We start from the raw sequence: 24974 nt of genomic DNA, 5'->3' as shown, positions 1-24974 counted from the left end.
CAACCTGCCGTTCGGTGCGCTGTCAGCACAGATCAGCTCTGGACCGCAAACAATCATTCGCTTCACACCGCACGCCCCGCCGACGCAACATCCCCTTCCCAACCGCCCCCAAAACCCCCACTCTGCCCTCATTGCTTGATCCCATTGAGGCCCTGCCATGACCGACTCGCTTCCCTCTTTCCTCTCGGCGGATGTGCGGCTTGGGGCGGCGCTCGAGGCTTTGGCGGGGGCGATCGGGGATCTGGAGGTGCAGCAGAAGAAGCTCGACACGCTGGGGGGGCGGGTTGTGGCGCTGGCCAAGGCGAACAGTGCGGAGTGGAGCCCGACGGCGCGTTCGGCGCTGAGTTCGCTGACGGCGCGGCTGGCGTTGCAGCAGAAGACGCTCGACCAGACGCGGGCGGCCTTTGCGGCGGCGCGGGATGCGGTGCAGGCCAACGGGCGGGCGCATGACCTGGCGCTGGAGCAGTATCGCGAGCGGGAGCTGGCGCGCTATCAGACGATGCAGGTGATGACCCGGCGGCAGGGGGCGCTGGCGCGGGTGCTGCACAGCCTGATCGAGCAGCGGCGGCGCGAGGCGGGGATGCCGGACCCGGACTCGGAGGACTATGTGCTGATGAAGGGGGCCTATGACTACATCCCCTTCGACGTGAACCGCTTTCTCGACCTGCTGGGGCGGCTGGACACGATCCTGTCGCTGGATGCGGCATATGCCGACCCGCGGCTGCGCTATCGCCCGGTGCGGTTTCTCGAGGCGGGCGCGGGGCCGGGGCGGAACATGATGCTGCTGAAGGCGTCGCAGCTGATGCTGATCGAGTCGGTGGCGGGGATCGATCTGAACGGGTTGCAGGTGAGCAACGGGCAGGTCGCCTTCGGGCTGGAGGACAGCCTGTTCGTGGCGGATGCGCTGGCCTTCGACTACGCGCCTTATGACGTGATCTTTTCCTACCGGCTGTTCCGCGACGACGCGATGCAGGCGCAGCTGGAGGCGCAGGTGGTGGCGACGATGCGGGTGGGCGCCTATCTGCTGGCGCCCTTCCCCTTCGACCTGACGCTGCACCCCGGGCTGGAGGCGGTGGACCCGGATTTCGACATCTGGAAGAAGGTCAGATAGGCTGCGGCCCTAAGTCCAGATTGCTTCACGCGTAGGTCCAATTTAGACTGGGCGCATGTCGATCTCTGTCGAGACCTTTTTTCTGGCACCCGATGCCCAGGGCACGTTGCAGGCGCAGATCCAGCAGATGATCGCGCAGGGCATCCTGTCGGGACGGCTGCACCGGGGGGAGAAGCTGCCGTCGTCGCGGCGGCTGGCGGCGCATCTGGGGGTGAGCCGGATCACGGTGACGCTGGCCTATACGGAACTGCTGGCGAACGACTATCTGACGTCGCGGGGGCGGTCGGGGTATTACGTCTCGGAAAACGCGCCGGTGCCGCCGGTCTACGAGCCCGCGGCGCCGCCCGAGGACCGGGTCGACTGGGCGCGGGCGATGGTGAAGACCTTCTCGGGCGGGGACACGCTGAACAAGCCGCGCGACTGGGCGCGATATCGCTATCCCTTCATCTACGGGCAGGCGGATCCGACGCTGTTCGATCATGCAAACTGGCGGCTTTGCGGGATGCGGGCGCTGGGGGCGAAGGACTTTTCGGCGCTGACGGCGGATTACTTCGACCAGGACGATCCGCTGCTGGTCGAGTTCATCGCGCGCCACACGCTGCCGCGGCGGGGGATCGCGGCGCGGCCGGCGGAGATTCTGATCACCATGGGCGCGCAGAATGCGCTGTGGCTGGCGGCGCAGGTGCTGCTGAACCCGCGTCGGCAGGCGGCGATCGAGGATCCCTGCTATTACGCGCTGCGTGACCTACTGAGCCAGGTGCGCTGCACGGTGACGCCGATTTCGGTCGATTCCAACGGCTTGCCGCCCGAGGCGATCCCCGACCGGACCGATGTGATCTTCTGCACGCCAAGCCACCAGTCGCCCACCACGGCGACGATGCCGATGGAGCGGCGGCGGGCGCTGCTGGATCGGGCGCGCGAGCTGAATGCGCTGATCGTGGAGGACGACTACGAGTTCGAGCTGTCGTTTCTCGGAGCGCCGTCGCCGTCGCTCAAGAGCATGGACCGGGACGGGCGGGTGATCTATGTCGGCTCGTTCTCCAAATCGCTGTTTCCGGGGCTGCGGCTGGGCTATCTCGTCGGCTCGGCGGCCTTCATCCGCGAAGCGCGGGCGCTGCGGGCGCAGGTGCTGCGGCATCCGCCGGGGCATATGCAGCGCTCGGCCGCCTATTTCCTGTCGCTCGGCCACTACGACGCGCAGATCCGGCGGATGGGTCAGGCGCTGCACGACCGGCGGCGCACGCTGGAGGAATCGGTGGCACGCCACGGGCTGACAGTGGCGGGGCGCGGGGCCTATGGCGGCTCGTCGCTGTGGATGCGGGCGCCGGCGGGCGTGGATACCACCGCGCTGGCCGAGCGGCTGCGCACGCAGAGCGTACTGATCGAGCCGGGCGCACCGTTCTTCGCCGGGCCGGAGCGGCCGACGGAATTCTACCGGCTGGGCTATTCCTCGATCCCGCGCAAGTCGATTGACGCGGGTGTGGCGCAGATCGCGGCGGCGCTGAGCGGCTACTGGACTTAAGCCAGCGCAGCGTCTGGCCCTATCTGCCGCCGGGCCGAGCGCCTAGAGAAGAAGGAACCGCGCCGGCGCCGTCGGGCTGCCGCAGGGATCGTATTTCTGGGAGATCGCACAATGAAGATGACCACCGAAGAAGCCTTCGTGAAGGTGCTGCAACGCCACGGTATCCAACATGCCTTCGGGATCATCGGATCGGCGATGATGCCGGTGTCGGATCTGTTCCCCAAGGCGGGCATCACCTTCTGGGACTGCGCGCATGAGGGCAGCGCCGGGATGATGGCCGACGGCTATACCCGCGCGACCGGCAAGATGAGCATGATGATCGCGCAGAACGGCCCGGGCATCACCAACTTCGTCACCGCCGTGAAGACCGCCTATTGGAACCACACGCCGCTGCTGCTGGTGACGCCGCAGGCGGCCAACAAGACCATCGGCCAGGGTGGCTTCCAGGAAGTCGAGCAGATGAAGCTGTTCGAGGACATGGTCGCCTATCAGGAAGAGGTGCGCGATCCGTCGCGTATGGCCGAAGTGCTGAACCGGGTGATCCTGAAGGCCAAGCGGGCGAGCGCCCCGGCGCAGATCAACGTGCCGCGCGATTTCTTCACGCAAGTTGTCGACATCGAGCTGCCCGAGATCGTGGAGTTCGAGCGTCCCGCCGGTGGCGAGGGCGCGCTGGACCAGGCGGCCAAGCTGCTGTCCGAAGCCAAGTTCCCGGTGATCCTGAACGGTGCCGGCGTGGTGCTGGGCAAGGCGATCCCGGCCTCGATGGCGCTGGCCGAACGGCTCTCCGCCCCGGTCTGCGTGGGCTACCAGCACAATGACGCCTTCCCGGGCTCGCACCCGCTGTTTGCCGGGCCTCTGGGCTATAACGGCTCGAAGGCGGGAATGGAGCTGATTTCGCAGGCGGACGTGGTGCTGTGCCTTGGCACCCGGCTGAACCCCTTCTCGACCCTGCCGGGCTATGGCATCGACTACTGGCCGAAGCAGGCGAAGATCATTCAGGTGGACATCAACCCCGACCGGATCGGCCTGACCAAGAAGGTCAGCGTCGGCATCGTGGGCGATGCCAAGCTGGTGGCCGAGGGCATCCTTGAGCGGCTGTCGGATGGCGCGGGCGACGCGGGCCGCGACGAGCGGATGGCGAAGATCGCGCAGACCAAGTCGGCCTGGGCGCAGCAGCTGTCGGGCATGGATCACGAGGACGACGATCCGGGCACGACCTGGAACGAGCGCGCGCGCGGCGCCAAGCCGGACTGGATGAGCCCGCGGATGGCCTGGCGGGCGATCCAGTCGGCGCTGCCGAAGGATGCGATCATCTCGTCCGACATCGGCAACAACTGCGCCATCGGCAACGCCTACCCGAGCTTCGAGGACAGCCGGAAGTATCTGGCGCCGGGTCTGTTCGGGCCCTGCGGCTATGGCCTTCCGGCGATTGTCGGCGCCAAGATCGGCTGCCCGGACGTGCCGGTGGTCGGCTTTGCCGGCGACGGGGCGTTCGGCATCGCCTGCAACGAGCTGACCGCGATCGGCCGCAAGGAATGGCCGGCGATCACCATGGTGGTCTTCCGCAACTATCAGTGGGGCGCGGAAAAGCGGAACTCGACCCTGTGGTTCGACGACAACTTCGTCGGGACCGAACTGGACGAGGACGTGAGCTATGCGGGGATCGCCCAGGCCTGCGGCCTGCAGGGCGTGCAGACGCGCACCATGGAAGAGCTGACGGCGGCGCTGAACAAGGCGATTGCCGACCAGAAGGCCGGGAAGACCACGCTGATCGAGGCGATGATCAACCAGGAGCTGGGCGAGCCCTTCCGCCGCGACGCGATGAAGAAGCCGGTCGAGGTGGCGGGCATCGACGCCGCGGACATGCGCGAACAGGTGGTCTGACCTTGCGCCGGGGCGCCGTAGCAAACGGGCCACAGGGCGGAGCGAACATGCTCCGCCAAAGTGGCGCTATATGGCGTCAGATGCTAGTCATTCCGGCGCAACGGAGCAATACGGAACACCCCAATGAAGAGAATGACACTGGCCATGACCGCGGCCAGCCTGGCCCTGTCCGCCTGCGCGGGGCGCGAGGCCAATCCTGTCCAGCTTATCCAGCCCGGCGACGCGCAGCTGTCGTGCAGTCAGCTGCGGCAGGAGGTCGAGATCAACGCGCAGGAGATCTCTCGGCTGGTCAACGATCAGAAGAAGGTCAGCGACAACAATGCCGCCGCCGTCGCAACGGGGGCCATCCTGTTCTTTCCGGCGCTCTTCTTCATGAACCTCAAGGGCGCGGCCAAGGAAGAGGCCAGCGCGCTGCTGTCGCGCAGCGAAGGTCTTGCAACGCGTCACAACGCCAAGGGCTGCAAGCCGCCCATCGTGATCCAGAAAGAGGATCCGGCGGCGGCCAAGCAAGAGGCGAAGAAGGCCGAATAATCAGCCCCGCCGGCTGTCTCGTGATATTGGCGGCGATGGCATGATGTTTCACGCCATCGCCACAGTCACCACTGTGGCGGCCACGATGTCATCGGAGGTCGCCCCCCGGCTCAGATCGCAGACCGGCTTGCGGAAGCCCTGCAGGAACGGCCCCAGCGCCTGCGCGCCGGCCAGTTCCTGCGCCAGCTTGTACGCGATGTTCCCCGCATCGAGCGAGGGGAAGATCAGCACGTTGGCGTCCCCTGCCCCCAGTCCCTTCTTCGCGGCGATGCCGGCGTTCAGCGCGGCGTCGGCCTGCACAGGGCCGGTGAAGCCGGTGAATTCGGCCGCCGCGCGCACGGTGTCGACGCTGTCGCCCGCGCCCGAAGTGCCGGTGGAGAAGGACAGCAGCGCCACCCGCGCCTCCCCCAGCAGGGCAGCGGCCGAGGCGGCAGAGGCGCGCGCGATGGCGGCGAGCGCGACGGCGTCGGGGGCGACGTTCACGGCGCAGTCGGCGAAGACCATCTCGCGCCCGTCGGGGAAGAGCATCAGGAAGAAGGACGAGGGCGTCGCGACATCCTCGGCCAGACCGATGGCGAGGCCCGCCGCCTCGATCACCCGGCGGGTCGGGCTGTCGGCCCCGGCGACCATCGCGTCGGCCTCGCCCGCGGCCACCATCGCGGCGGCGCGGATCAGCGGTTTGTCGAGCATCCGGCGGGCCAGCGCCTCTTTCATGCCGCGGGCGGCGACCAGGGCGGCGACCTGCGCCTCGGTCACTTCGCCGAGGCCCAGCGGCTCGCACAGGCCTTCGGCGCGCAGCCGGGCGGCGGCCTCGGCCACGCGCGGCTCGTCAAGTTCCGGGAAGACCACCCGGGCGTGTTTCTGCCGCGCGGCCTGCGCCAAACGATCCATCAAAGCCATATCCGCCCCCTGCAAGAATGTACGAAGGAGCCTGAAATGACCGAGACCGTCAAGATCAACCGGGGCCTCAAAGGGGTCTATTTCGAGCGCTGCGGCGTCAGCGACATCGACGGCAGCGCGGGCGAGCTGAGCTATCGCGGCTATTCGATCCACGACCTGGCGACGCATTCGACCTTCGAGGAAGTGTGCTATCTGCTGATCCACGGCGAGTTGCCGACCGAGACCGAGCTGGCCGAGTTCGACGCGGCTCTGCGCGCGGCGCGGACGGTGCCGCCGGCGGTGTTCGACATCATCCGCGCGGTGAAGGACGGCCATCCGATGGACGTGCTGCGCACCGCCGTATCGGCGCTGGCGGCGCTCGACGAGGACAGCCAGAAGGTGGGCGAGGAGGCCTTCATCGCCAACGGGCTGAAGCTGACCGCGCAGGTGCCGGTGCTGGTGGCCGCGCATGAGGCGATCCGCAACGGGCGGGCGCCGGTGGCGCCGGATGCGACGTTGAACCATGCGGCGAACTGGCTGTGGATGCTGAAGGGCGAAAAGCCCAGCGCCGACGCGGCGCGGCTGGCGGATGTGGATTTCATCCTGCACGCCGAGCATGGCTCCAATGCCTCGTCCTTTGCAGCCCGCGTCACCATCGGGACCGAGGCGAACCTGCACGGCGGCATCGTCACCGCGCTGTCGACGCTGGCGGGCCCGGCCCACGGCGGCGCGGCCGAGGACGTGATGAAGATGGTCAAGGAGATCGGCACGCCCGACCGGGCGGCCGTTTACGTCAAGGCCAAGCGGGCGGCGAAAGAGGCCGTCACCGGCTTTGGCCACAGGGTCTATCGCAAGGAGGACCCGCGCGCGCGGCACATGCGCGACGGCGTGAAGAAGCTGGGCGAGGAGATGGGCGCGCCGGAGTGGTACGAGATCCTGCAGGCCGTGGTCGAGGCGATGAAGCCCTATGCGCGCCACGGGCTGAACGTGAACGTCGATTTCTATTCCGGCGTGATCTATCAGCTGCACGAGATCCCGATGGATCTGTATGTGCCGATCTTCGCCATCGGGCGGATGCCCGGCTGGGTGATCCAGTGCGTCGAGCAGCAGCGGAACAACATCCTGATCCGGCCGCTGACGCTGTACGACGGGCCGGAGCCGCGCGCCTATGTCGAGATGGACAAGCGGGGCTGACGTGCTGGGGCTTGGCCCATACGAACTGACCTACGTGATGGCGGCGGTGTTCTGCGCCGGCGTGGTGCGGGGCTTTTCCGGCTTTGCACTGTCGGCGCTGATCATGGCAAGTTGCGTGCTGATCCTGCCGCCGGTGGTGCTGATCCCGGTCTGCACCCTGCTGGAGCTTGCCGCCAGCGCGATGCTGCTGCGCCGGGGCGTCGGCGAGGCGGATACCGGGATGCTGCTGCGCCTGCACGCCGCCGCCGCCCTGGGCATCCCGGCCGGTCTGATGCTGACAACGACGGTCGATCCGAACCTGTCGGCTCTGATCGCCTTGGCGCTGGTTTCGTCCCTGGCGGCGTTGCAGCTGGCGCGGGTGCAACTGCCGGCGGGCGGCCTGCCGACCACGCTGGCGGTCGGGCTGGTTGCCGGGCTGGCGACCGGCCTTGCCTCGATCGGCGGCATGGTCATCGTGCTGTATGTGCTGGCGCTGAACATGCCGGCGCGGGTGGCGCGGGCCTCGATGATCTTCAGCGTCTTTCTGGGCGGGGCGCTGTCGCTGTGCTGGCAGATCGGTTTCGGCATGATGACCTGGCTGGCGCTGCAGCGCGCGCTGGTGCTGGTGCTGCCCTGCCTGGCCGGTCTGTGGATTGGCCGCCGGCTGTTCACCCCGGCCTATGAACGCCATTACCGCAAGTTCTGCCTGTCGCTGCTGCTGACGCTTGCGGCCATCGGCATCGTCCAACGGCTGGCCGTGCGATGATGCGCGTGCCCCGCTTTACCTTGGCGCGCCCCGACCCTAGCCTGCGCCCCGGAAGGAACCCCCAATGAACCAGCCCCGCATCGACACCTCGCCCAAAGTCTCGGACGAGATCCGCAAGACCACCTGCTACATGTGCGCCTGCCGCTGCGGCATCAACGTGCACATGAAGGACGGGAAGGTCGCCTATATCGAGGGCAATCGCGACCATCCGGTGAACAAGGGCGTGCTGTGCGCCAAGGGGTCGGCGGGCATCATGCAGGTCAACGCGCCCTCGCGCCTGCGCGCGCCGCTGAAGCGGGTCGGGCCGCGCGGGTCGGGGCAGTTCGAGGAAATCAGCTGGGACGAGGCGCTGACCATCGCGACCGAGTGGCTGGCGCCGATCCGCGAAAGCAATCCGGAAAAGCTGGCCTTCTTCACCGGCCGCGACCAGTCGCAGAGCTTTACCAGTTTCTGGGCGCAGAGTTTCGGCACCCCCAACTATGCCGCGCATGGCGGGTTCTGCTCGGTCAACATGGCGACGGCCGGCATCTACACGATGGGCGGCGCCTTCTGGGAGTTCGGGCAGCCGGACTGGGATCATACGAAGCTATTCATCCTGTTCGGGGTGGCCGAGGATCACGATTCCAACCCGATCAAGATGGGCATCGGCAAGCTGAAGGCGCGGGGCGCGCGGGTGATCGGGGTGAACCCGATCCGCACCGGGTATAACGCCGTCGCGGACGACTGGATCGGCGTGACGCCGGGCAGCGACGGGCTGCTGATCCTGTCGCTGATCCATGTGCTGCTGAAGGCGGGGAAGGTCGATCTGGACTATCTCGCCCGTTACACCAACGCGCCGGTTCTGGTGGATTGCGATCCTTCGTCGGAGACGCACGGGCTGTTCCTGAGGGACGACGATGGCAAGCCGCTGGTGATCGACAGCGCGACGGGCCAGCCTGCCGCCTTCGACCGCAAGGGCCTGCGTCCCGACCTGTCGGGCACCCTGCGCCGCGCGGGCGTGACGCACCGCCCGGTGTTCCACCTGATGGCCGAGCGCTATCTTGCGGCGGACTATGCGCCCGAGGCGGTGGCCGAGCGCTGTGGCGTCCCGGCGGCCCGCATCCGCGCGCTGGCCGGCGAGATCGCGCGGGTCGCCTTTGACGAGGCCTTCGAGCTGCCCATCGCCTGGACCGATTTCCGCGGCGAGACGCACGAGACCATGAAGGGCCGCCCGGTCAGTTTCCACTCGATGCGCGGGATCTCGGCCCATGCCAACGGGTTCCAGACCTGCCGCGCACTGCATGTGCTGCAAATCCTGCTGGGCACGGTCGAGGTGCCCGGCGGCTTCCGCTTCAAGCCGCCGTATCCCAAACCATCCGAGGCGCATCCCAAGCCGCATGTCGGCGTGACCCCGGGCCAGCCGCTGAACGGGCCGCACCTGGGCTTTGTCCACGGTCCCGACGATCTGGCCTTGAAGGAAGACGGAAGCCCGGCGCGGATCGACAAGGCGTTTTCCTGGGAAAACCCGATGTCGGCCCATGGGCTGATGCATATGGTGATCTCGAACGCCCATGCCGGCGATCCCTACAAGATCGACACGCTGTTCCTCTACATGGCGAACATGTCGTGGAACTCGTCCATGAACACCGGCGGCGTGATGAAGATGCTGACCGATACCGACGAGAACGGCGACTACGTGATTCCGCGCATCATCTATTCGGATGCCTATTCGTCCGAGATGGTGGCCTATGCCGACCTGATCCTGCCCGACACGACCTATCTGGAGCGGCACGACTGCATCTCGCTGCTGGACCGGCCGATTTCCGAGGCGGATGGCGCGGCGGATGCGATCCGCTGGCCGGTGATCACGCCGGACCGCGACGTGAAGGGGTTCCAGTCGGCGCTCTGCGAGCTGGGTGCACGGCTGAAGCTGCCGCATTTCACCAATGCCGACGGCACGGCGAAATACGCCGATTACGCCGACTATATCGTCAACCACGAACGCCGCCCCGGTGTCGGGCCGCTGTCGGGCTGGCGGATCCCCGGCGAGACGGGGAGCGGCCATGGGCGCGGCGGGGTGAACCCGGAGCAGCTGGACCGCTATATCGAGAACGGCGGCTTCTGGGTACGCCACGTCCCGACCGAGGCCAGCTATTACAAGCCGTGGAACACTGCCTATCAGGACTGGGCGGTCGAGACGGGGCTGTATGACAAGCCCCTGCCCTATCTGTTCCAGTTGTATGTCGAGCCGCTGCGCCGCTTCCAGCTGGCGGCCGAGGGCCAGGGCACGCGCCAGCCGCCCGAGCATCTGCGCGCGCGGATCCGCGACCAGCTCGACCCGCTGCCGATCTGGTACGAAACCGCCGGCGCCGGGGGCGATTACCCGGTGCACGCTCTGACCCAGCGGCCGATGGCGATGTATCACAGCTGGGGCAGCCAGAACGCCTGGCTGCGGCAGCTGCACGGGCACAATCCGCTTTACGTGCCCACCGCGCTGATGCGGCGGCACGGGCTGAGCGATGGCGACTGGGCGCGGGTCACCTCGCCCCATGGCGCCATCGTGGTGCCGGTGATGGAGATGGCGGCGCTGAACCCGGATACGGTCTGGACCTGGAACGCCATCGGCAAGCGCAAGGGCGCCTGGGCGCTGGAGCCCGACGCCCCCGAGGCGACCAAGGGATTTCTGCTGAACCACCTGATCCACGAACTGCTGCCGGAAAAGGGCGACGGGCAACGCTGGGCCAACTCGGACCCGGTGACCGGTCAGGCCGCCTGGTTCGACCTGCGGGTGCGGATCGAGAAGGTGGCGGCGCCGGCGGAAAGCCAGCCCGCCTTCCCGCCGATCAATTCGCCGGTCGGGACCGGTCCGGAGGAACTGGAATGGAAGGTCGGGAAATGACGCGCGCAAGAGAGGAGAACCGGCATGACTGAGCTTCCCGCCAGCACCACCCGCAAGATGGGCCTGGTGATCGACCTCGACACCTGCGTCGGCTGCCATGCCTGCGTCATTTCCTGCAAGGGCTGGAACACCGAGAACTATGGCGCGCCGCTGTCGGATCAGGAGCCCTATGGCGCCGATCCCTCGGGCACCTTCCTGAACCGGGTGCATTCCTACGAGGTGCAGCCGGCGACCGGCGCGGCACAGCTGATCCACTTCCCCAAGTCCTGCCTGCATTGCGAGGACGCGCCCTGCGTCACCGTCTGCCCCACGGGCGCCAGCTACAAGCGCACCGAGGACGGCATCGTGCTGGTGAACGAGAGCGATTGCATCGGCTGCGGACTTTGCGCCTGGGCCTGCCCTTACGGCGCGCGCGAGATGGATCAGGCAGAGAAGGTGATGAAGAAATGCACCCTCTGCGTCGACCGGATCTATAACGAGAACCTGCCCGAAGAGGATCGCGTGCCCGCCTGCGTGCGCACCTGCCCTGCCGGCGCGCGCCATTTCGGCGATTTCGCCGATCCCGACAGCCATGTCTCGCGCCTGACGGCCGAGCGCGGCGGGATGGACCTGATGCCCGAGATGGGCACCAAACCGGTCAACAAGTATCTGCCGCCGCGGCCCAAGGACCAGCTGGACGGGCAGATCGACATTCTGGCGCCGCTGCTTGCGCCGGTCGTGGAAGAGCCCGCGGGCTTTCTCGGCTGGCTCGACCGCGCCCTGGGGAAACTCTGATGCATCCGGCACCTTCCGTCATTCTCTTCACCTCGCTGTCGGGTCTCGGTTTTGGCCTGCTGATCTTCCTCGGCCTCGGATATCCCGATGTCACCGGCTGGACCGCCTTCGCCTTTTTCGTGCTGGGCTACCTGCTGGCGGTGGGCGGGCTCTCGGCCTCGACCTTTCACCTTGGCCACCCGGAACGGGCGCTGAAGGCCTTCACCCAGTGGAAGACCAGCTGGCTGAGCCGCGAGGGCTGGCTGTCGGTCGCCACGCTGATCGTGATGGCGCTCTATGGCGCCGGGCTGGTGTTTTTCGGCGCGCGCTGGAGTCTGCTGGGCTGGATCGGCGCCGGGCTGAGCCTGGCCACGGTTCTGGCCACCTCGATGATCTACGCGCAGCTCAAGACGGTGCCGCGCTGGAACCTGCCGCTGACGCCGGTGATGTTCGTCGCCACGGCGCTGGCGGGCGGCGCGCTGCTGTCCGGGCAGATCACGGCGGCGCTGGCGCTGCTGGTGCTGGCCGGGCTGGTGCAGGCCGCGTATTGGGTCACGGGCGACCGGGCGCTGGCGGGTTCGGGCACGACGCTGGCCTCGGCCACCGGTCTTGGCCCCATCGGCAGCGTGCGCGCCTTCGAGCCGCCCCATACCGGCAGCAACTACCTGACGCGCGAGATGGTCTTCGTCGTCGCACGGCGCCACGTGGCCAAGCTGCGGGTGATCGCGCTTGCGCTGATGGCGGTGGTGCCGGTGGTCCTGCTGCTCTTGCCGTTCAGCCACGCGCTGGCGGCCGTGGCCGTGGTCTGCCATCTCGCCGGGGTGATCACCGCCCGCTGGCTGTTCTTTGCCGAGGCCGAGCATGTGGTCGGCCTCTATTACGGGCGGCGCTGACCCCGACCGCTGCGCCGGAAATCGCGCGTGCCGCGCGATGCCTCCGGCGGAGGTATTTCAGAACCAGAGAAGCCAGAGGCACCGCGCCCCTGGCTTCTCTGGTTTTCAAATACCTCGGGGGGCCGCGCCGCAGGCGCGGCGGGGGCAGAGCCCCCACCTGCCCCCTGTGTCAGAGGGCGTTGGCGCCGGTCAGTTCAGCAGGCCGGAGTGGCGCATGGCCGCGTCGATGGCGGATTTGGTGCCCTCTTCCAGCGTGGTCAGGGGGCAGCGCACCTCTTCCGAGCAGAGGCCGAGTTTCGACAGGCCGTATTTCGCCCCGACCAGACCCGGCTCGATGAAGATCGCCTCGTGCAGGGGCATCAGCCGGTCCTGATACTCCAGCGCGGTCTTGTAGTCACCGGCGAGCGTGGCCGCCTGGAACTCGGCGCAGAGTTTCGGGGCGACATTGGCGGTCACGCTGATGCAGCCGACGCCGCCATGGGCGTTGAAGCCCAGCGCGGTGGCATCCTCGCCCGAGAGCTGGATGAAGTCCTTGCCGCAGGCGGCGCGCTGCTGGCTGACGCGGTCGAGCTTGGCGGTGGCGTCCTTCACCCCGACGATGCGCGGCAGTTTCGCGAGCTGGCCCATCGTCGCCGGGGTCATGTCGATGACCGAGCGCGGCGGGATGTTGTAGATGATGATCGGCAGGTTGGCGGCATCATGCACGGCCGTAAAATGCGCAATCAGCCCGCGCTGGGTCGGCTTGTTGTAATAGGGCGTCACCACCAGGGCGGCCTGGGCGCCGACCTTTTCGGCGAACCTGATGAAGCGGATCGCCTCGGTCGTGTTGTTCGACCCCGCCCCGGCGATCACCGGCACGCGGCCGGCGGCGGATTTGACCACCGTTTCGACCACGGTCTCGTGTTCCTCGTGGCTGAGCGTCGGGCTTTCCCCCGTGGTGCCGACGGGAACCAGCCCGGTCGAGCCCTGCTCTATATGCCATTCGACCAGGTGTTTCAGCGCGTCCAGATCCAGCTCGCCGTTGCGGAACGGGGTGACGAGTGCGGGCATGGAACCTGTGAACATTTCTGCGCTTCCTGTCTTCGCGGTTGGGGCGGATTTCCCGCCGAGATCGTGCCGCTGGCACGAATGTGAGTTGATCCCGCCATATGCTCGGGTATCGTCCAGAGCCTCTAGCCTTTCTTAACCGGGTCTTTCAAGTGATCACGCGACTCCTTGCGCTCTTCCTCATGCTTATCGCACTGGCCCCGCTGCCGGCCTCGGCCAAGGCCGACCAGGCCGGAAAGATGTCGCAGGCGATGGTCGACATGCGCGCGGGGCGGTGGGACGAGGCGCTGGCCGAGGCGGGCAAGCCCGGGTCGGTGGCGCGCGATATCGTCGAATGGCACCGGCTGCGCGCCGGGCGCGGCACCGCCGAGGAGGTGAACGCCTTTCTCAAGCGCCGTCCCGACTGGCCGGGGCTGGACTGGCTGCGTTCCAAGAGCGAGGGCGCGATCGCGGCGGCCGGGCCGAAGACGGTGCTGGCCTTCTTCGCCGACGAGCGCCCGCAGACGCCCGAGGGGGCGCTGGCCCATGCCGCCGCGCTGATCGGCGCGGGCAAGAAGGGCGACGGCGAGGCCGAGCTGGTGCTGGCCTGGCGCACCATGCCGATGTCGGATGCGGCGCAGGCGGCCTATCTGGCCAGCTACCGGCAGCTGCTGGAAAAGCACCACGCCGCCCGGCTGGACCGGATGCTGTGGGACAACCAGCCGATCAATGCCCGCCGGATGCTGCCGCTGGTTGACGAGGGCCGCCGGGCGCTGGCCGAGGCGCAGCTGGCCCTGAGGGAACAGGCGCCGGGGGTCGATGCGCGCATCGCCGCCGTGCCGGGCAAGCTCGCGAATGCGCCGGGGCTGGCCTATGACCGCTTTGTCTGGCGCGCGCGCAAGGGGCGGGACGACGCGGTGACGCTGCTGCTGGAGCGCAGCACCGATGCGGCCTCGCTGGGAGAGCCGGCGGCCTGGGCCGGGCGGCGGATCGACATGGCGCGCCAGCTGATCCGCGCAGGCGATCCGAAAAAGGCCTATCGCGTGGCGGCGAGCCATCACACCACGCCCGAGGCCGGCTATATCCATGCCGAGCTGGAGTGGCTGGCCGGTTTCATCGCGCTGCGCAAGCTGAATGACCCGAAGACCGCGCTGGTGCATTTCAAGCGCTTTGACGCCGCCATCGAATCGCCGATCTCCAAGGGGCGTGCCGGGTATTGGCTGGGCCGGGCGTATCAGGCGCTTGGGGACAAGGCCTCGGCGCAGAAGGCCTATGAGATGGGCGCGCGGTATCAGACCTCGTTCTACGGGCTGTTATCGGCGGAACGCGGCGGCCTGCCCTTCGACCCCGAGCTGCGCAAGCCGCCGGCGCATCCGGCCTGGCGCGATGCGGCCTTCATGAAGTCGAGCGTGCTGGAGGCGGGCCTCTTGCTGCTGGCCTCGGGCGAGGCCGATCTGGGCGAAAGGTTCCTGACCCATCTGGTCGAGTCGCTGGACGAGAAGGCGGCCTTGCAGCTGGGGCAGATGGCGGTCGACATGGACCGGCCGCATCTGGCGGTGATGATCGCCAAGCGGGCGGCGCAGCGGGCGCAGGTGCTTTATGGCGCCTATTACCCTCTGCACCCGGTGGCCGAGATGAAGCTGCCGATGGCGCCCGAGATGACGCTTGCCATCGCCCGCCGCGAGAGCGAGTTCGATCCGGGCGTGGTCAGCGGCGCCGGGGCGCGCGGGCTGATGCAGGTGATGCCCGCCACGGCCAAGCTGATGGCCGACCGGCTGGGGATCGGCAACAAGCACGACACCGCGCGGCTGACCGCCGAGTGGGATTACAACGCCACGCTGGGCGCCAGCTATCTGTCCAAGCTGGCGGGAGAGATGGGCGGCAATGTGGTGATGATGGCCGCGGGATACAACGCCGGACCGGGGCGGCCGACCCGCTGGATGGAGCAGTTCGGCGATCCGCGCAATTCGGCGCCCGCCGACGATTCCGCCATCGTGGACTGGATCGAGATGATCCCCTTTGACGAGACCCGCAACTATGTGATGCGCGTGACCGAAAGCCTGCCGGTCTATCGCGCGCGTCTGGGCCGCGATCCGCTGCCGATCCCCTTTTCGCGCGAACTGGCGGGGTCAACGCTGCTGGCCTACGCGCCCTGAGCGGTCAGCCCTTCTGCCGCTCGCGCCAGAGCGTGAAGAGCCCGGCGGCGACGATGATCGCCGCGCCGATCACCACATTCGGGCGCAGCGTTTCGTCGAAGACCATCAGGCCCAGCGTCGAGGCGAAGACCAGCTGGAAGTAGGCGAAGGGCTGCACCGCGCTGGCCTCGGCCACCTCGTAGCAGCGGATCAGCAGCCAGTGGCCCAGCGCGCCGGTCAGGCAGAGCGTCGCCATCCAGATCTGGTCGCCGGGGCTCATCGGCTCCCAATACCAGATGCCGACGGCGGTCATGAAGACGGCGCCGACGGTGCCGGTCCAGAAGAAGGACGTGGCGGTGCGGTCGCGCCGCCCGGCATAGCGGGTGAGCAGGCCGTAGACCGCGAACATGCCGGCCGAGATCAGCGGCACGATCATGCCCGGATTGAACACGCCGAAGCCCGGCTGCAGGATGATCAGCACGCCGAGGAAGCCGACGCCGATGGCGCTCCACCGGCGCCAGCCGACCTTTTCGCCCAGGATCGGGCCGGAGAGCGCGGCGATGATCAGCGGATAGCAGGCGAAGGCGGCGTGGCTTTCGACAAGGCCGATCAGGGTGAAGCCATAGACCGCCACCACGATCTCGGCCGCCAGCAGCAGGCCGCGGAAGGCCTGCAACACAGGCTGCGAGGTGGCGGCGGCGGCGCGCAGACCGCCGGCCTTGCGCGAGGCGACGACGATGACGAAGGCGGCGAAGAACCAGTAGCGGACCATCACCACCATGATCGGGTTGTAGGCTCCGGCGAGATGGCGCGAGATGCCGTCCTGCAGCGAGAAGACAATCGTGGTGGCGATCATCAGCGTGATGCCGAGAGGTATGTTGTTCGACTGTGTCACAGGCGGGCCCTTGTCATGTGCCGTTTGCGCCCGAAGCCGGGCGCGCGTTCGACGGTGAAGCCGGCCTCGGCCAGCGCGCGGCGGACGTGTCCGGCGGCGGTATAGCTGGCGGCGGTGCCACCTGGTGCGGTGTGGCGCGCGACTTCGGCCAGGAGCGACGGCTCCCAGAGCTCGGGGTTCTTGGCGGGGGAGAAGCCGTCGAGGAACCAGGCGTCGGCGCAGCCCTGCCAGCGGGGCAGCGTGTTACGCGCGTCGCCGGTGACGAGGGTGAAGTCGACACCCGGGGCGACCTGCCAGGTGCCGCCTTCGGGTGTCCAGCCGCCCAGCAGGCCCGGCACCAGCGGCGCGAGATCGGGGAAGGCGGCCAAGGCCTGTGCCATTTCGGCGGCCTCCATCGGGAAGGCCTCGAAGCTGGTGAACTGCAGGTTGCCGCCCGGCCAGGCCTGGATCGTGGCCAGCAGGTTCAGGCCGGTGCCAAAGCCAAGTTCCGCGATGTGAAAGCCGTCGCGGAACCGGTCGGGCAGGCCGTTGCCGGCGAGGAAGACATGGCGCGTCTCGTCCAGCCCGTTGTCGAGGCTGAAATAGGGGTCGTCAAAGCGGCGCGAGACCGGGATCCGCCCGTCGCGCCAGTCGATATCGGCCCTGCCCTGGTCCATGTTGCGCCTCTGGTGTCCGCCTGTCGCTTCTGCCCCTGCGCGCGGGCTTAGGCAAGCCGGGTTTCACCGGCGGCCCGATCCGACTAGAAGGCAGCAAGCCGGAAGAGGATTATTGAGACCATGGCCGATATCACCATCCGTGGCGCCGGGATCTTTGGCCTGTCGATCGCCTGGGCCTGCCTGCGGCGCGGCGCGCGGGTGCGCGTCATCGACCCGCATGGCCCCGGCGCGGGGTCGAGCGGCGGCATTGTCGGCGCGCTGGCGCCGCATGTGCCGGAGAACTGGAACGCCAAGAAGGCGTTCCAGCTCGACAGCCTGCTGATGGCAGAAGGGTTCTGGTCCGATGTCGCCGGGGCTGGCGGGGTCGATCCCGGATACGCGCGTCTCGGGCGGTTGCAGCCGGTCGCGGATGCGGCGGCGCTCGTGCTGGCGCGGCAGCGGGGCGAGACGGCTGCCGAGCTCTGGCAGGGGCGCGCGGTCTGGGAGGTGATCGCGGCCGAGGCGGCGGGGGCGTTTGCGCCGCCCAGCCCTACCGGGTTCCTGATCCGCGACACGCTGAGCGCGCGGCTGCATCCGCGCCGCGCCTGCGCCGCGCTGGTCGCGGCGCTGCGTGCGGGCGGGGCCGAGGTGGTGACCGAGGGGGCCGAGAGTGGTATCCTGCTGCACGCCACCGGGGCCGCCGGGCTGGCCGAGCTGTCGCGCGCCACGGGCCGCGCAGTCGGCGGCGCGGTCAAGGGTCAGGCGGCGCTGTTCCGCTTCGATGCGCGCGACGCGCCGCAGCTGTTTGTCGATACGCTGCATCTGGTGCCCCATGCGGATGGCACACTGGCGCTGGGATCGACCAGCGAGCGCGACTTCAGCGACCCGACGTCAACCGACGCTCAGTTGGACGCGCTGATCGATCGGGCCCGCGCGGCGCTGCCGGTGCTGGCCGGGGCCGAGGTGATCGAACGCTGGGCCGGCCTGCGCCCGCGCAGCCGGTCGCGCGCGCCGATGCTGGGGGCGCATCCGCTGGTCCCGGGCCAGTTCATCGCCAATGGCGGCTTCAAGATCGGTTTCGGCATGGCGCCGAAAGTTGCCGAGGTGATGGCCGATCTGATGCTGGAGGGGCGGGACGCGATCCCGGAGGGGTTCCGGCCCGAGGCGTCGATGTAGCGCGGTCTCAGCCGGCCGGCCGAGGGTGCAGCGTTCACACAGCGGGACGCGTCTTCGGGCGAGAAGGTAAGGGCGCCTGCGCCTTTACCGAAACACCGGAATCTGCGGAGCAGCGCTTTCCGGCAGGTCGCCGGTCAGCCGCGGGTCGGGCTGGATTTCGACCTGCTGGCGCAGCGCGGTGAAGCCCGAACGCAGGTAGAAGCCGAGCGCGCGGGGATGGTCGAGCGTGCAGGTGTGGACGTGCAGCCGGTCGATGCCACGCGCAAAGGCGGTGGTGATCGCATGGTTCATCAGGAAGCGGCCCGCCGTGGCGCCGGTCAGCGGCGCGGCGACGCCGAAGAAGGCAATCTCGCACTCGCCACTGGTGCGGAAGTCCAGTTCCAGCAGCCCCTCGGCCCGGCCGTCCCGTTCCAGCGCGAAGATCTGCACATCGGGATCGGTGATGATGCGCAGCAACTGCGCCGCGTCCATCCGCAGGCGCGAGAACCAGAGCCAGTCCATCCCGCCGACGCGCAGGAACAGATCGCGATACCAGTCCACCTGCGGCGACTCGACATGGCGCAAGGTATAGCCCTCGGCCACCACGCAGGGCTTCACCTCGGCCGGGGTGCGCATTTCGAGATGCGTCACCACGGTCGCCACGCGGCCGCGCGGCACATCGTGAAAGCCGTCGGTCAGGATCACAGCAAGCCGGCCTCGCGCAGCAGCGCGGGCATGTCGGCCTCGGGGCGCGGGCCGATGTGCGAGATCACCTCGCCGGCGCAGACGCAGCCCATCTTCGCGCAGGTTTCCAGATCGCGCCCGGTGGCGAGGCCGAAGAGAAAGCCGGCGGCGAACTGGTCGCCCGCGCCGGTGGCATCGACCGGCACGACCTTCACGACGGGCACGTCGATGCGCATCCCATCGGCCACCACCGACACACCGTCGCCCGAGCGGGTGCAGACCACCAGCGGGCAGATGGCGGCCACCTGTGCCAGCGCCGCCTCCAGATCCTCGGTCTCGTAGAGGGAACGGATCTCGGCCTCGTTGCCGATGACGAAGTCGAGGTCGTTCTCGATAAGCCGGAGGAAGTCGGCGCGGTGACGTTCGACGCAGAAGGGGTCGGAGATGGCGATGCCGGTCTTGCCGCCGCCGGCCCGGCAGTCGCGGGCGGCCTCGAGGAAGGCGGTCTTGCCCTTGTCCTTGTCGAAGAGATAGCCCTCGAGGAACATGATCTTGGCGCGCCCCGCCACCTCTTTCGGCACGTCGTCCGAGCTGAGTTCGGAGGAGATCCCGAGGTAGGTGTTCATAGAGCGTTCGCCATCCGGCGAGACGAAGATCATCGAGCGCGAGCTGGGCAGCTCGCCGTCCTTGACCGGCGGGTTGGCGAAATCGATGCCGTGATCCTGCATCGCATCGGCATAGAAGCGGCCCAGCGCATCGTCGCGGACGCGGCCGATGAAGGCGGTGGTCAGGCCCAGCGCCCCGGCCCCGGCGATGGTATTGGCGACCGAGCCGCCGGGCGTCTGCACCCGGCCTTCCATCGCGCCGTAGAGCACCTCGGCGCGCTCGCGCTCGACCAGCTGCATGATGCCTTTCTCGATTCCCATGAGGTCGAGAAAGCTGTCGTCGGCCTTGGAGATGACATCGACAATCGCATTGCCGATGCCGACGAGATCGTAGGTTTTCATAGGGTCTTGTCCTCGAACTGGCAGAGGTCGCGGATCAGGCAGGCCGGGCATTTCGGCTTTCTGGCGACACAGGTGTAGCGGCCGTGCAGGATCATCCAGTGATGCGCGTGCAACTGGAAATCGGCCGGGATGTTGTCTTCGATGGCGCGCTCGACATGGTCGACCGTCTTGCCGGGCGCGACGCCCGAGCGGTTGCCGAAGCGGAAGATATGGGTATCGACCGCCTGCGCCGGGTAGTGCCACCACATGTTCAGCACGACATTGGCGGTCTTGCGCCCGACGCCGGGCAGCGATTGCAGGGCGGCGCGGGAATTGGGCACCTTGCCGCCGTATTGCTCGACCAGGATGCGCGAGAGCTTCATCACGTTCTTGGCCTTCTGCCGGAAGAGGCCGATGGTCTTGATGTGCTCGGTCAGCCCCTCTTCGCCCAGCGCCAGCATCTTCTCCGGCGTGTCGGCGATCTGGAACAGCTTGCGGGTGGCCTTGTTCACCCCCGCATCGGTTGCCTGCGCGCTCAGCGCCACGGCCACCACGAGGGTGAAGGCGTTCACATGCTCGAGTTCGCCCTTCGGTTCGGGCTCGGCGGCATGGAAGCGCGTGAAGATCTCGCGGATCGTATGATAGTCGAGTTGGCTGGCCATTGCGCGCCTTGATGCCGCAGCGAGGCGGCCTCTGCAACGGAGAATGGCGGTGCCGGCCGGGTCGGGGCGCAGAAACCGGCGGGCGGATGGGGCTGAGTTGGGGGCGACCAATCGGTGTCCATATATGAAGACCTTCATGTGATATGGCTTCGAATGACTTTTCAGCCAACCAGGTGGCTTCAAACAAAAAATAATGCGTTTCCTCGCTCTTGGGCTCTGCCTCTTTACGGAGGGATCGTCATTATTCTTGACGAAATCCATATTCATGTCTCACATGTCCAATATATGGATCATCCTGAGCAGGCTCGGGGGGATTCGGACCTTGAGGGAGGAGCGTCCAATGAAAGCAGCCGTGCTACGCGGTTATCGTGAACCGCTGAGCCTTGAGGACGTCGATCTTTTGCCGCCGCAGGCCGGCGAAATCCGCATCCGCTTTGCCGCCAGCGGCGTCTGTCACAGCGACATGACCCGGATCGAAGGCGCCCGGCCCTCGGCGCTGCCAATCGTGCTGGGGCACGAGGCCTCGGCCTATGTCGAGGAACTGGGGCCGGACGTCACCGGGCTGGAGGTCGGCGACCGGGTGGTGCTGTCGTTCCTCTACGACTGCGGGCGCTGCTATTTCTGCCGCACGGGGCATCCGAACCTCTGCGAGGTCGGGATGAGCATGTTGCGTCACGGCACCATGCCGGATGGCACGACGCGGCTGCGCAAGGGCGACGAGGTGCTGCATCACATGGCGGTCTCGTCCTTCGCGGAAGAGGCGGTGGTGCCGGCGCGCTGCGCAACGAAGATCCCCGACGAGATGCCGATGGACGTGGCGGCGCTGATCGGCTGCGCGGTGCTGACCGGCACCGGGGCGGTGTTCAACGCGGCGCCGGTGCGGCCGGGCGACTCGGTTCTGGTGGTCGGCTCGGGCGGGGTCGGGCTGAACGCGGTGCAGGCGGCCAAGATCGCCGGCGCCTCGGTGATCCTGGTGTCGGACATGAACCCCGACAAGCTGGCCATGGCGCAGACCTTCGGCGCGACCCATGTGGTCGACGCCCGCAGCGAGGATCCGGTGGCGAAGGCGCGGGAATTGACGGGCGGACGCGGTGTCGATTTCGCCTTCGAGGCGATCGGCAACAAGACGACGATCCGCCAATGCTATGATGCGATCCGCCCGGCCGGGAAAGCCATCGTCGTCGGCGCGGCGCCGGTCGGAAGCTGTTGCGAGATCGAGGCGCTGAGCCTGCCCTTCTCGGAAAAGGTTCTGACCGGGTCGATGTATGGCGGCGCGCGGCCCAAGCTGGATGTCGAGCGGCTGGTCGATCTGTATCTGAGCAAGCGGTTGCGACTGGACGAGCTGATCAGCCAGACCTACCGGCTGGACCAGATCAACGAGGCCTTCCACGACCTGCACGAGGGCCGGCTGGCGCGCGGACTGATCCGCTATGAATGAGCGCGCCCTGCCCTTGACGGGCGGCTTTGTCGGCGCGGTGCGCCGGATCGAGACTGTGCTGAACCGGGTGCTTGCGGTGATCGCCGGTTGTCTGATCTGGGCCAGCGCGCTGCTGGCCTTCGCCAGCGTGGTGCTGCGCTATCTGTTCGGCTCGTCCTACGGGATCGTGGAAGAGCTGTGCCGCTTTTCCATCGTCTATGCGGTCCTGCTGTATTTCGGCCCGCTGATCACCCGCAACGCGCATCTGGCGATGACGGTGCTGACCGACCTGCTGCCGCCCCGCGCGCACCGCTGGTTCGACCTGGTGCTGTCGGTGCTGATGGCGCTGCTGCTGGCCGCCCTTCTGCTGGCTGCCTGGGACTGGGAAGCCGGTCTCTACGCCATGGGCCTTGCCACCATGTCGGGCGAGATGAAGGCCTGGATCCCCTCGGCCGCGCTGCCCGCCGGCATGGCGCTGGCGTTGCTCTACACCCTGTTCCGCGTCGTCTATCGCATCGCGGGCGTTCCCCTGAATGCCGTGGAGGCGCTGGCATGACCCTTTTCGGCATCGCCGCCTTCTTTCTGCTGATGATCGCCGGGTCCCCGATCTGGGCGGCGATGCTGGTCTCGGGCGGCATCATCCTGCTGCTGGACATCGGGATGCCGGTGCAGGCCGTCGTCTCGCAGTTGTTCATCGCCATCGACAGCTGGCTGTTGCTGGCGGTGCCCTTCTTCCTGCTGGCCGGGAACCTGATGACCGACATGGGCCTTGCCGGGCGGTTGTTCCGGTTCATCGAGAACCTGCTGGGCCACCTGCGCGGCGGCCTGCCCGCCACGGGCGTCGTGACCTGCGCGATCTTCGGGGCGCTGTCGGGGTCGTCCACGGCGACGGTGGTCGCCGTCGGTTCCATGCTGCTGCCCTACATGATGCGCGCGGGATACGACCGCAAGGACGCGCTGGGGGTCATCGCGGTGTCGGGCACGCTGGGGCAGATGATCCCGCCCAGCATCTACATGATCCTTTTCGCCGCCATCGCGCAGATGGATGTCTCGCGCCTGTTCCTCGCCGGGGTGATCCCCGGCCTGGTGATCACCGTCCTGCTGGTGCTGACGGCCATCGCGCTGAGCTGGTTCGGCAAGCAGGAATTGCGCGCGCGGGCCAGTGCGGGCGATGTGTGGCACAGTTTCGTGGCCGCGCTGCCGGCGCTGGCGATGCCCGCCATCGTGCTGGGCGGCATCTATGCCGGGCTGTTCACCCCGACCGAGGCGGCGGCGGTGGCCGTGGCCTATGTGCTGGTGATGAGCGCGATCTTCGAGCGCAGGAATTTCACGCTGCGCATCCTGACCCGCAGCGCCGAGGCAGCGGTGGTGACCACGACCATCATCTTCGTGATCCTCGGCGGGGCGACGGTGTTTGCCAATGCGCTGACATTTGCCAACATCCCGCAGAGCTTCACGCTGTTCATGACCTCGCTGCCGGTCAGCGAGCATCTGACAATGCTGATGATCCTGCTGATCTTCATCGTGCTCGGCACGGTGCTGGATCCGGTTCCGATCCTCTACATCACCATCCCCATCGTGTTTCCGGTGGTGCAGGCGATTGGCTATTCGCCGACGCATTTCGCGATCCTGACCATCGCCTGCATGATGATCGCGCAGGTGACGCCACCGGTGGGCATGAGCCTGTTCGCGCTGAGCGGATATTTCAACGTGTCGATAGCGACGGTGATGCGCGGGGCGCTGCCCTATTTCTTCACGCTGCTTCTCGCGCTGGGGGTCCTGTGGTGGGCGCCCTGGCTGTCGACCGTCTTCGAATAGGCGCCGTGTCGCGGCACCTACAGCACATCAACCAAGGGAGTGAGAGAAAGACCATGTTTGAAGGATTTACCAGAAGGGCCGCCCGGGTGGCCGTGGCCGGCGGTCTGGCGGCGGCGCTGATGGCGGGCGGCGCCTGGGCGAAGGAGCTGCGCTTTGTCCATGCCTATCCGACCGCGTCGCAGCATCACCGCAACGTCGAGTGGTTCACCCAGCAGGTGACCGAGAAGACCAAGGGCGAAGTGACCTTCCGCGTGTTCCCCTCGGCCCAGATCATGCCGATCAACCAGGAACTGCCGGCGATCCTGTCGGGCCAGGTCAGCATGACCTATTCGGTGGCGCCGGTTGCCGCCAGCGTCGAGCCTCTGTGGGGCATCTTCGACCTGCCCTTCCTGTTCGACGTCAAGCTGGACGACATGAGCCACGGCCAGCGCTTCTTTGAAAGCGAAAAGGGCGGCGGCGTGCTGGCGGCGGCGATGGAAAAGCGCGGGTTCAAGCTGATCTCGATCGCACCGACCGACTATCCCAGCTCGTTCTACCTGACGCGGCCGGACGCGGTGAAAACCATGGAGGATCTGAAGGGCCTCAAGATCCGTATCGCCGGGGGCCGGATCGGTCAGCTGGCGGGCGAGGTCTATGGCTATTCACCCGTCGCCATCGCCGGGGCCGAGCTGGTGCCGGCGCTGACGCAGGGTGTGGTCGACGGGGGCATCCTGCCGCCGATCTATTCCCACGACAACAAGCTGCCGCTGAAGGGGCTGACGGTGACGCCCTTCGCCTGGCCCGCGGTCACGCCGATCATCATGTCGCTGGCGGAGTTCAATTCGTTGACGCCCGAGCAGCAGCAGGTGATGATGGAGACCGGAAGCGAGCTGGCGGCGCGGGCGCTGAAGACCGTCGAGGAGAACGCAACGGCGAGCGTCGAGGCGCTGAAGGCCGCGGGCGCGACGGTCGTGGTTCTGGGTGCCGACGACATTCCCGCCTGGCGCGACAAGGCCGCGACGGTGTGGGAGGCCTTCGTGAAAGAGAACGGCGAAGACGCCCAGACCATGCTGGACGAGGCCATCGCGCTGCGCGGGAACTGAGGCGAGGATTGCGGTGCCGCCGGAGAGATCCGGCGGCATTTGTTGTTCGTGCAAAAGAAAACCGCCCGGGCTTTGAGTCCGGGCGGTTT

Annotated in this window: 22 protein-coding genes; 15 read left to right on the top strand and 7 right to left on the bottom strand. The window is 67.6% G+C overall.

Annotation, left to right across the window (positions count from 1 at the left end; genetic code table 11):
• The first annotated feature begins 157 nt into the window (after positions 1 to 157).
• From ACFO5X_RS23030 to ACFO5X_RS23015, 4 genes are all read left to right on the top strand, one after another.
• Positions 158 to 1111: a class I SAM-dependent methyltransferase gene (locus tag ACFO5X_RS23030; RefSeq protein WP_380721981.1), complete on the top strand. Its 954-nt coding sequence runs from the start codon at positions 158 to 160 to the stop codon at positions 1109 to 1111.
• Positions 1112 to 1166: 55 nt separating this feature from the next.
• Entirely contained in the window at positions 1167 to 2633 is a 1467-nt protein-coding gene (gene pdxR, locus ACFO5X_RS23025) for a MocR-like pyridoxine biosynthesis transcription factor PdxR (protein WP_380721979.1), read from the top strand.
• 111 nt (positions 2634 to 2744) lie between these two features.
• Positions 2745 to 4517, top strand: coding sequence for a sulfoacetaldehyde acetyltransferase (gene xsc, locus ACFO5X_RS23020; protein WP_380721978.1), 1773 nt, complete (start codon positions 2745 to 2747; stop codon positions 4515 to 4517).
• 123 nt (positions 4518 to 4640) lie between these two features.
• A complete protein-coding gene (locus tag ACFO5X_RS23015; RefSeq protein WP_380721976.1) occupies positions 4641 to 5048 on the top strand; it encodes a hypothetical protein in 408 nt (135 codons plus the stop codon).
• 48 nt (positions 5049 to 5096) lie between these two features.
• On the opposite strand, the gene ACFO5X_RS23010 is transcribed toward ACFO5X_RS23015, so the two are convergent.
• On the bottom strand, positions 5097 to 5948 hold the full coding sequence (locus ACFO5X_RS23010; RefSeq protein WP_380721974.1) for a phosphate acyltransferase: 852 nt from the start codon (positions 5946 to 5948) through the stop codon (positions 5097 to 5099).
• A 36-nt stretch (positions 5949 to 5984) separates the two neighbouring features.
• Between ACFO5X_RS23010 and ACFO5X_RS23005 the strand changes: the two genes are divergently transcribed.
• From ACFO5X_RS23005 to ACFO5X_RS22985, 5 genes are all read left to right on the top strand, one after another.
• Complete coding sequence (locus tag ACFO5X_RS23005; RefSeq protein WP_380721972.1) at positions 5985 to 7121, top strand: citrate/2-methylcitrate synthase; 1137 nt, start codon at positions 5985 to 5987, stop codon at positions 7119 to 7121.
• Positions 7096 to 7866: a TSUP family transporter gene (locus ACFO5X_RS23000; protein ID WP_380721970.1), complete on the top strand. Its 771-nt coding sequence runs from the start codon at positions 7096 to 7098 to the stop codon at positions 7864 to 7866. The genes ACFO5X_RS23005 and ACFO5X_RS23000 overlap by 26 nt, the downstream gene beginning before the upstream one ends.
• Positions 7867 to 7930: 64 nt before the next feature.
• The gene (locus ACFO5X_RS22995; RefSeq protein ID WP_380721968.1) at positions 7931 to 10744 is read left to right on the top strand and encodes a molybdopterin oxidoreductase family protein; all 2814 of its coding nucleotides are present in this window, start codon (positions 7931 to 7933) and stop codon (positions 10742 to 10744) included.
• 24 nt (positions 10745 to 10768) lie between these two features.
• Complete coding sequence (locus ACFO5X_RS22990; RefSeq protein WP_380721966.1) at positions 10769 to 11518, top strand: 4Fe-4S dicluster domain-containing protein; 750 nt, start codon at positions 10769 to 10771, stop codon at positions 11516 to 11518.
• Positions 11518 to 12390, top strand: a complete 873-nt coding sequence (locus ACFO5X_RS22985; RefSeq protein WP_380721964.1) for a dimethyl sulfoxide reductase anchor subunit family protein — start codon at positions 11518 to 11520, stop codon at positions 12388 to 12390. Before ACFO5X_RS22990 ends, ACFO5X_RS22985 begins: the two co-directional genes overlap by 1 nt.
• 189 nt (positions 12391 to 12579) lie before the next feature.
• Here ACFO5X_RS22985 and dapA read toward each other — a convergent pair whose 3' ends face one another.
• Positions 12580 to 13455 carry a 4-hydroxy-tetrahydrodipicolinate synthase gene (dapA, locus tag ACFO5X_RS22980; protein ID WP_380721962.1) on the bottom strand — a complete coding sequence of 292 codons (876 nt, stop codon included), beginning with the start codon at positions 13453 to 13455 and terminating at the stop codon, positions 12580 to 12582.
• A gap of 137 nt (positions 13456 to 13592) precedes the next feature.
• On the opposite strand from dapA, the gene ACFO5X_RS22975 reads away from it, so the two are divergent.
• The gene (locus ACFO5X_RS22975; RefSeq protein ID WP_380722354.1) at positions 13593 to 15572 is read left to right on the top strand and encodes a lytic transglycosylase domain-containing protein; all 1980 of its coding nucleotides are present in this window, start codon (positions 13593 to 13595) and stop codon (positions 15570 to 15572) included.
• 4 nt (positions 15573 to 15576) lie between these two features.
• On the opposite strand, the gene ACFO5X_RS22970 is transcribed toward ACFO5X_RS22975, so the two are convergent.
• Together ACFO5X_RS22970 and mnmC2 are read right to left on the bottom strand one after the other, a co-directional pair.
• The gene (locus ACFO5X_RS22970) at positions 15577 to 16446 is read right to left on the bottom strand and encodes a DMT family transporter (protein WP_380721960.1); all 870 of its coding nucleotides are present in this window, start codon (positions 16444 to 16446) and stop codon (positions 15577 to 15579) included.
• Positions 16443 to 17102, bottom strand: coding sequence for a tRNA (5-methylaminomethyl-2-thiouridine)(34)-methyltransferase MnmC2 (gene mnmC2, locus ACFO5X_RS22965; RefSeq protein WP_380721958.1), 660 nt, complete (start codon positions 17100 to 17102; stop codon positions 16443 to 16445). The genes ACFO5X_RS22970 and mnmC2 overlap by 4 nt, the downstream gene beginning before the upstream one ends.
• 120 nt (positions 17103 to 17222) lie before the next feature.
• Between mnmC2 and ACFO5X_RS22960 the strand changes: the two genes are divergently transcribed.
• On the top strand, positions 17223 to 18257 hold the full coding sequence (locus ACFO5X_RS22960) for an NAD(P)/FAD-dependent oxidoreductase (protein WP_380721956.1): 1035 nt from the start codon (positions 17223 to 17225) through the stop codon (positions 18255 to 18257).
• Between the two features lie 84 nt (positions 18258 to 18341).
• Here ACFO5X_RS22960 and ACFO5X_RS22955 read toward each other — a convergent pair whose 3' ends face one another.
• The 3 genes from ACFO5X_RS22955 to nth are packed head-to-tail and all read right to left on the bottom strand — an operon-like array spanning position 18342 to position 20568.
• A complete protein-coding gene (locus tag ACFO5X_RS22955) occupies positions 18342 to 18941 on the bottom strand; it encodes a GNAT family N-acetyltransferase (RefSeq protein WP_380721954.1) in 600 nt (199 codons plus the stop codon).
• On the bottom strand, positions 18938 to 19927 hold the full coding sequence (locus ACFO5X_RS22950) for an adenosine kinase (protein ID WP_380721952.1): 990 nt from the start codon (positions 19925 to 19927) through the stop codon (positions 18938 to 18940). The genes ACFO5X_RS22955 and ACFO5X_RS22950 overlap by 4 nt, the downstream gene beginning before the upstream one ends.
• The gene (gene nth / locus ACFO5X_RS22945) at positions 19924 to 20568 is read right to left on the bottom strand and encodes an endonuclease III (protein ID WP_380721950.1); all 645 of its coding nucleotides are present in this window, start codon (positions 20566 to 20568) and stop codon (positions 19924 to 19926) included. The genes ACFO5X_RS22950 and nth overlap by 4 nt, the downstream gene beginning before the upstream one ends.
• Before the next feature lie 340 nt (positions 20569 to 20908).
• On the opposite strand from nth, the gene ACFO5X_RS22940 reads away from it, so the two are divergent.
• The 4 genes from ACFO5X_RS22940 to ACFO5X_RS22925 are packed head-to-tail and all read left to right on the top strand — an operon-like array spanning position 20909 to position 24885.
• Positions 20909 to 22006: a Zn-dependent alcohol dehydrogenase gene (locus tag ACFO5X_RS22940; RefSeq protein WP_380721948.1), complete on the top strand. Its 1098-nt coding sequence runs from the start codon at positions 20909 to 20911 to the stop codon at positions 22004 to 22006.
• Complete coding sequence (locus ACFO5X_RS22935; protein ID WP_380721946.1) at positions 21999 to 22541, top strand: TRAP transporter small permease; 543 nt, start codon at positions 21999 to 22001, stop codon at positions 22539 to 22541. The genes ACFO5X_RS22940 and ACFO5X_RS22935 overlap by 8 nt, the downstream gene beginning before the upstream one ends.
• Positions 22538 to 23803 (top strand): TRAP transporter large permease, encoded by a 1266-nt coding sequence (locus ACFO5X_RS22930; protein ID WP_380721944.1) that lies wholly within the window; start codon positions 22538 to 22540, stop codon positions 23801 to 23803. Before ACFO5X_RS22935 ends, ACFO5X_RS22930 begins: the two co-directional genes overlap by 4 nt.
• Before the next feature lie 53 nt (positions 23804 to 23856).
• Positions 23857 to 24885, top strand: coding sequence for a TRAP transporter substrate-binding protein (locus tag ACFO5X_RS22925; protein ID WP_380721942.1), 1029 nt, complete (start codon positions 23857 to 23859; stop codon positions 24883 to 24885).
• Positions 24886 to 24974: the final 89 nt, after the last annotated feature.

Origin of the sequence: Seohaeicola nanhaiensis, from assembly GCF_042654245.1 — a bacterium.
In the GTDB taxonomy this organism is placed as follows: domain Bacteria; phylum Pseudomonadota; class Alphaproteobacteria; order Rhodobacterales; family Rhodobacteraceae; genus Seohaeicola_A; species Seohaeicola_A nanhaiensis.
This window is presented reverse-complemented; position numbering and strand designations above follow the sequence as displayed.

Bases quoted from the DNA above. Each gene is read 5' to 3' on its own strand.
- ACFO5X_RS23030 (WP_380721981.1), top strand. From the start codon at position 158: ATGACCGACTCGCTTCCCTCTTTCCTCTCGGCGGATGTGCGGCTTGGG.
- ACFO5X_RS22950 (WP_380721952.1), bottom strand. From the start codon at position 19,927: ATGAAAACCTACGATCTCGTCGGCATCGGCAATGCGATTGTCGATGTC.
- ACFO5X_RS23015 (WP_380721976.1), top strand. From the start codon at position 4,641: ATGAAGAGAATGACACTGGCCATGACCGCGGCCAGCCTGGCCCTGTCC.
- ACFO5X_RS22925 (WP_380721942.1), top strand. From the start codon at position 23,857: ATGTTTGAAGGATTTACCAGAAGGGCCGCCCGGGTGGCCGTGGCCGGC.
- xsc (WP_380721978.1), top strand. From the start codon at position 2,745: ATGAAGATGACCACCGAAGAAGCCTTCGTGAAGGTGCTGCAACGCCAC.
- ACFO5X_RS22990 (WP_380721966.1), top strand. From the start codon at position 10,769: ATGACTGAGCTTCCCGCCAGCACCACCCGCAAGATGGGCCTGGTGATC.
- mnmC2 (WP_380721958.1), bottom strand. From the start codon at position 17,102: ATGGACCAGGGCAGGGCCGATATCGACTGGCGCGACGGGCGGATCCCG.
- ACFO5X_RS22985 (WP_380721964.1), top strand. From the start codon at position 11,518: ATGCATCCGGCACCTTCCGTCATTCTCTTCACCTCGCTGTCGGGTCTC.
- ACFO5X_RS22930 (WP_380721944.1), top strand. From the start codon at position 22,538: ATGACCCTTTTCGGCATCGCCGCCTTCTTTCTGCTGATGATCGCCGGG.
- nth (WP_380721950.1), bottom strand. From the start codon at position 20,568: ATGGCCAGCCAACTCGACTATCATACGATCCGCGAGATCTTCACGCGC.
- ACFO5X_RS23010 (WP_380721974.1), bottom strand. From the start codon at position 5,948: ATGGCTTTGATGGATCGTTTGGCGCAGGCCGCGCGGCAGAAACACGCC.
- dapA (WP_380721962.1), bottom strand. From the start codon at position 13,455: ATGTTCACAGGTTCCATGCCCGCACTCGTCACCCCGTTCCGCAACGGC.
- ACFO5X_RS22935 (WP_380721946.1), top strand. From the start codon at position 21,999: ATGAATGAGCGCGCCCTGCCCTTGACGGGCGGCTTTGTCGGCGCGGTG.
- ACFO5X_RS22940 (WP_380721948.1), top strand. From the start codon at position 20,909: ATGAAAGCAGCCGTGCTACGCGGTTATCGTGAACCGCTGAGCCTTGAG.
- ACFO5X_RS22995 (WP_380721968.1), top strand. From the start codon at position 7,931: ATGAACCAGCCCCGCATCGACACCTCGCCCAAAGTCTCGGACGAGATC.
- ACFO5X_RS23000 (WP_380721970.1), top strand. From the start codon at position 7,096: ATGTCGAGATGGACAAGCGGGGCTGACGTGCTGGGGCTTGGCCCATAC.
- ACFO5X_RS23005 (WP_380721972.1), top strand. From the start codon at position 5,985: ATGACCGAGACCGTCAAGATCAACCGGGGCCTCAAAGGGGTCTATTTC.
- ACFO5X_RS22960 (WP_380721956.1), top strand. From the start codon at position 17,223: ATGGCCGATATCACCATCCGTGGCGCCGGGATCTTTGGCCTGTCGATC.
- pdxR (WP_380721979.1), top strand. From the start codon at position 1,167: ATGTCGATCTCTGTCGAGACCTTTTTTCTGGCACCCGATGCCCAGGGC.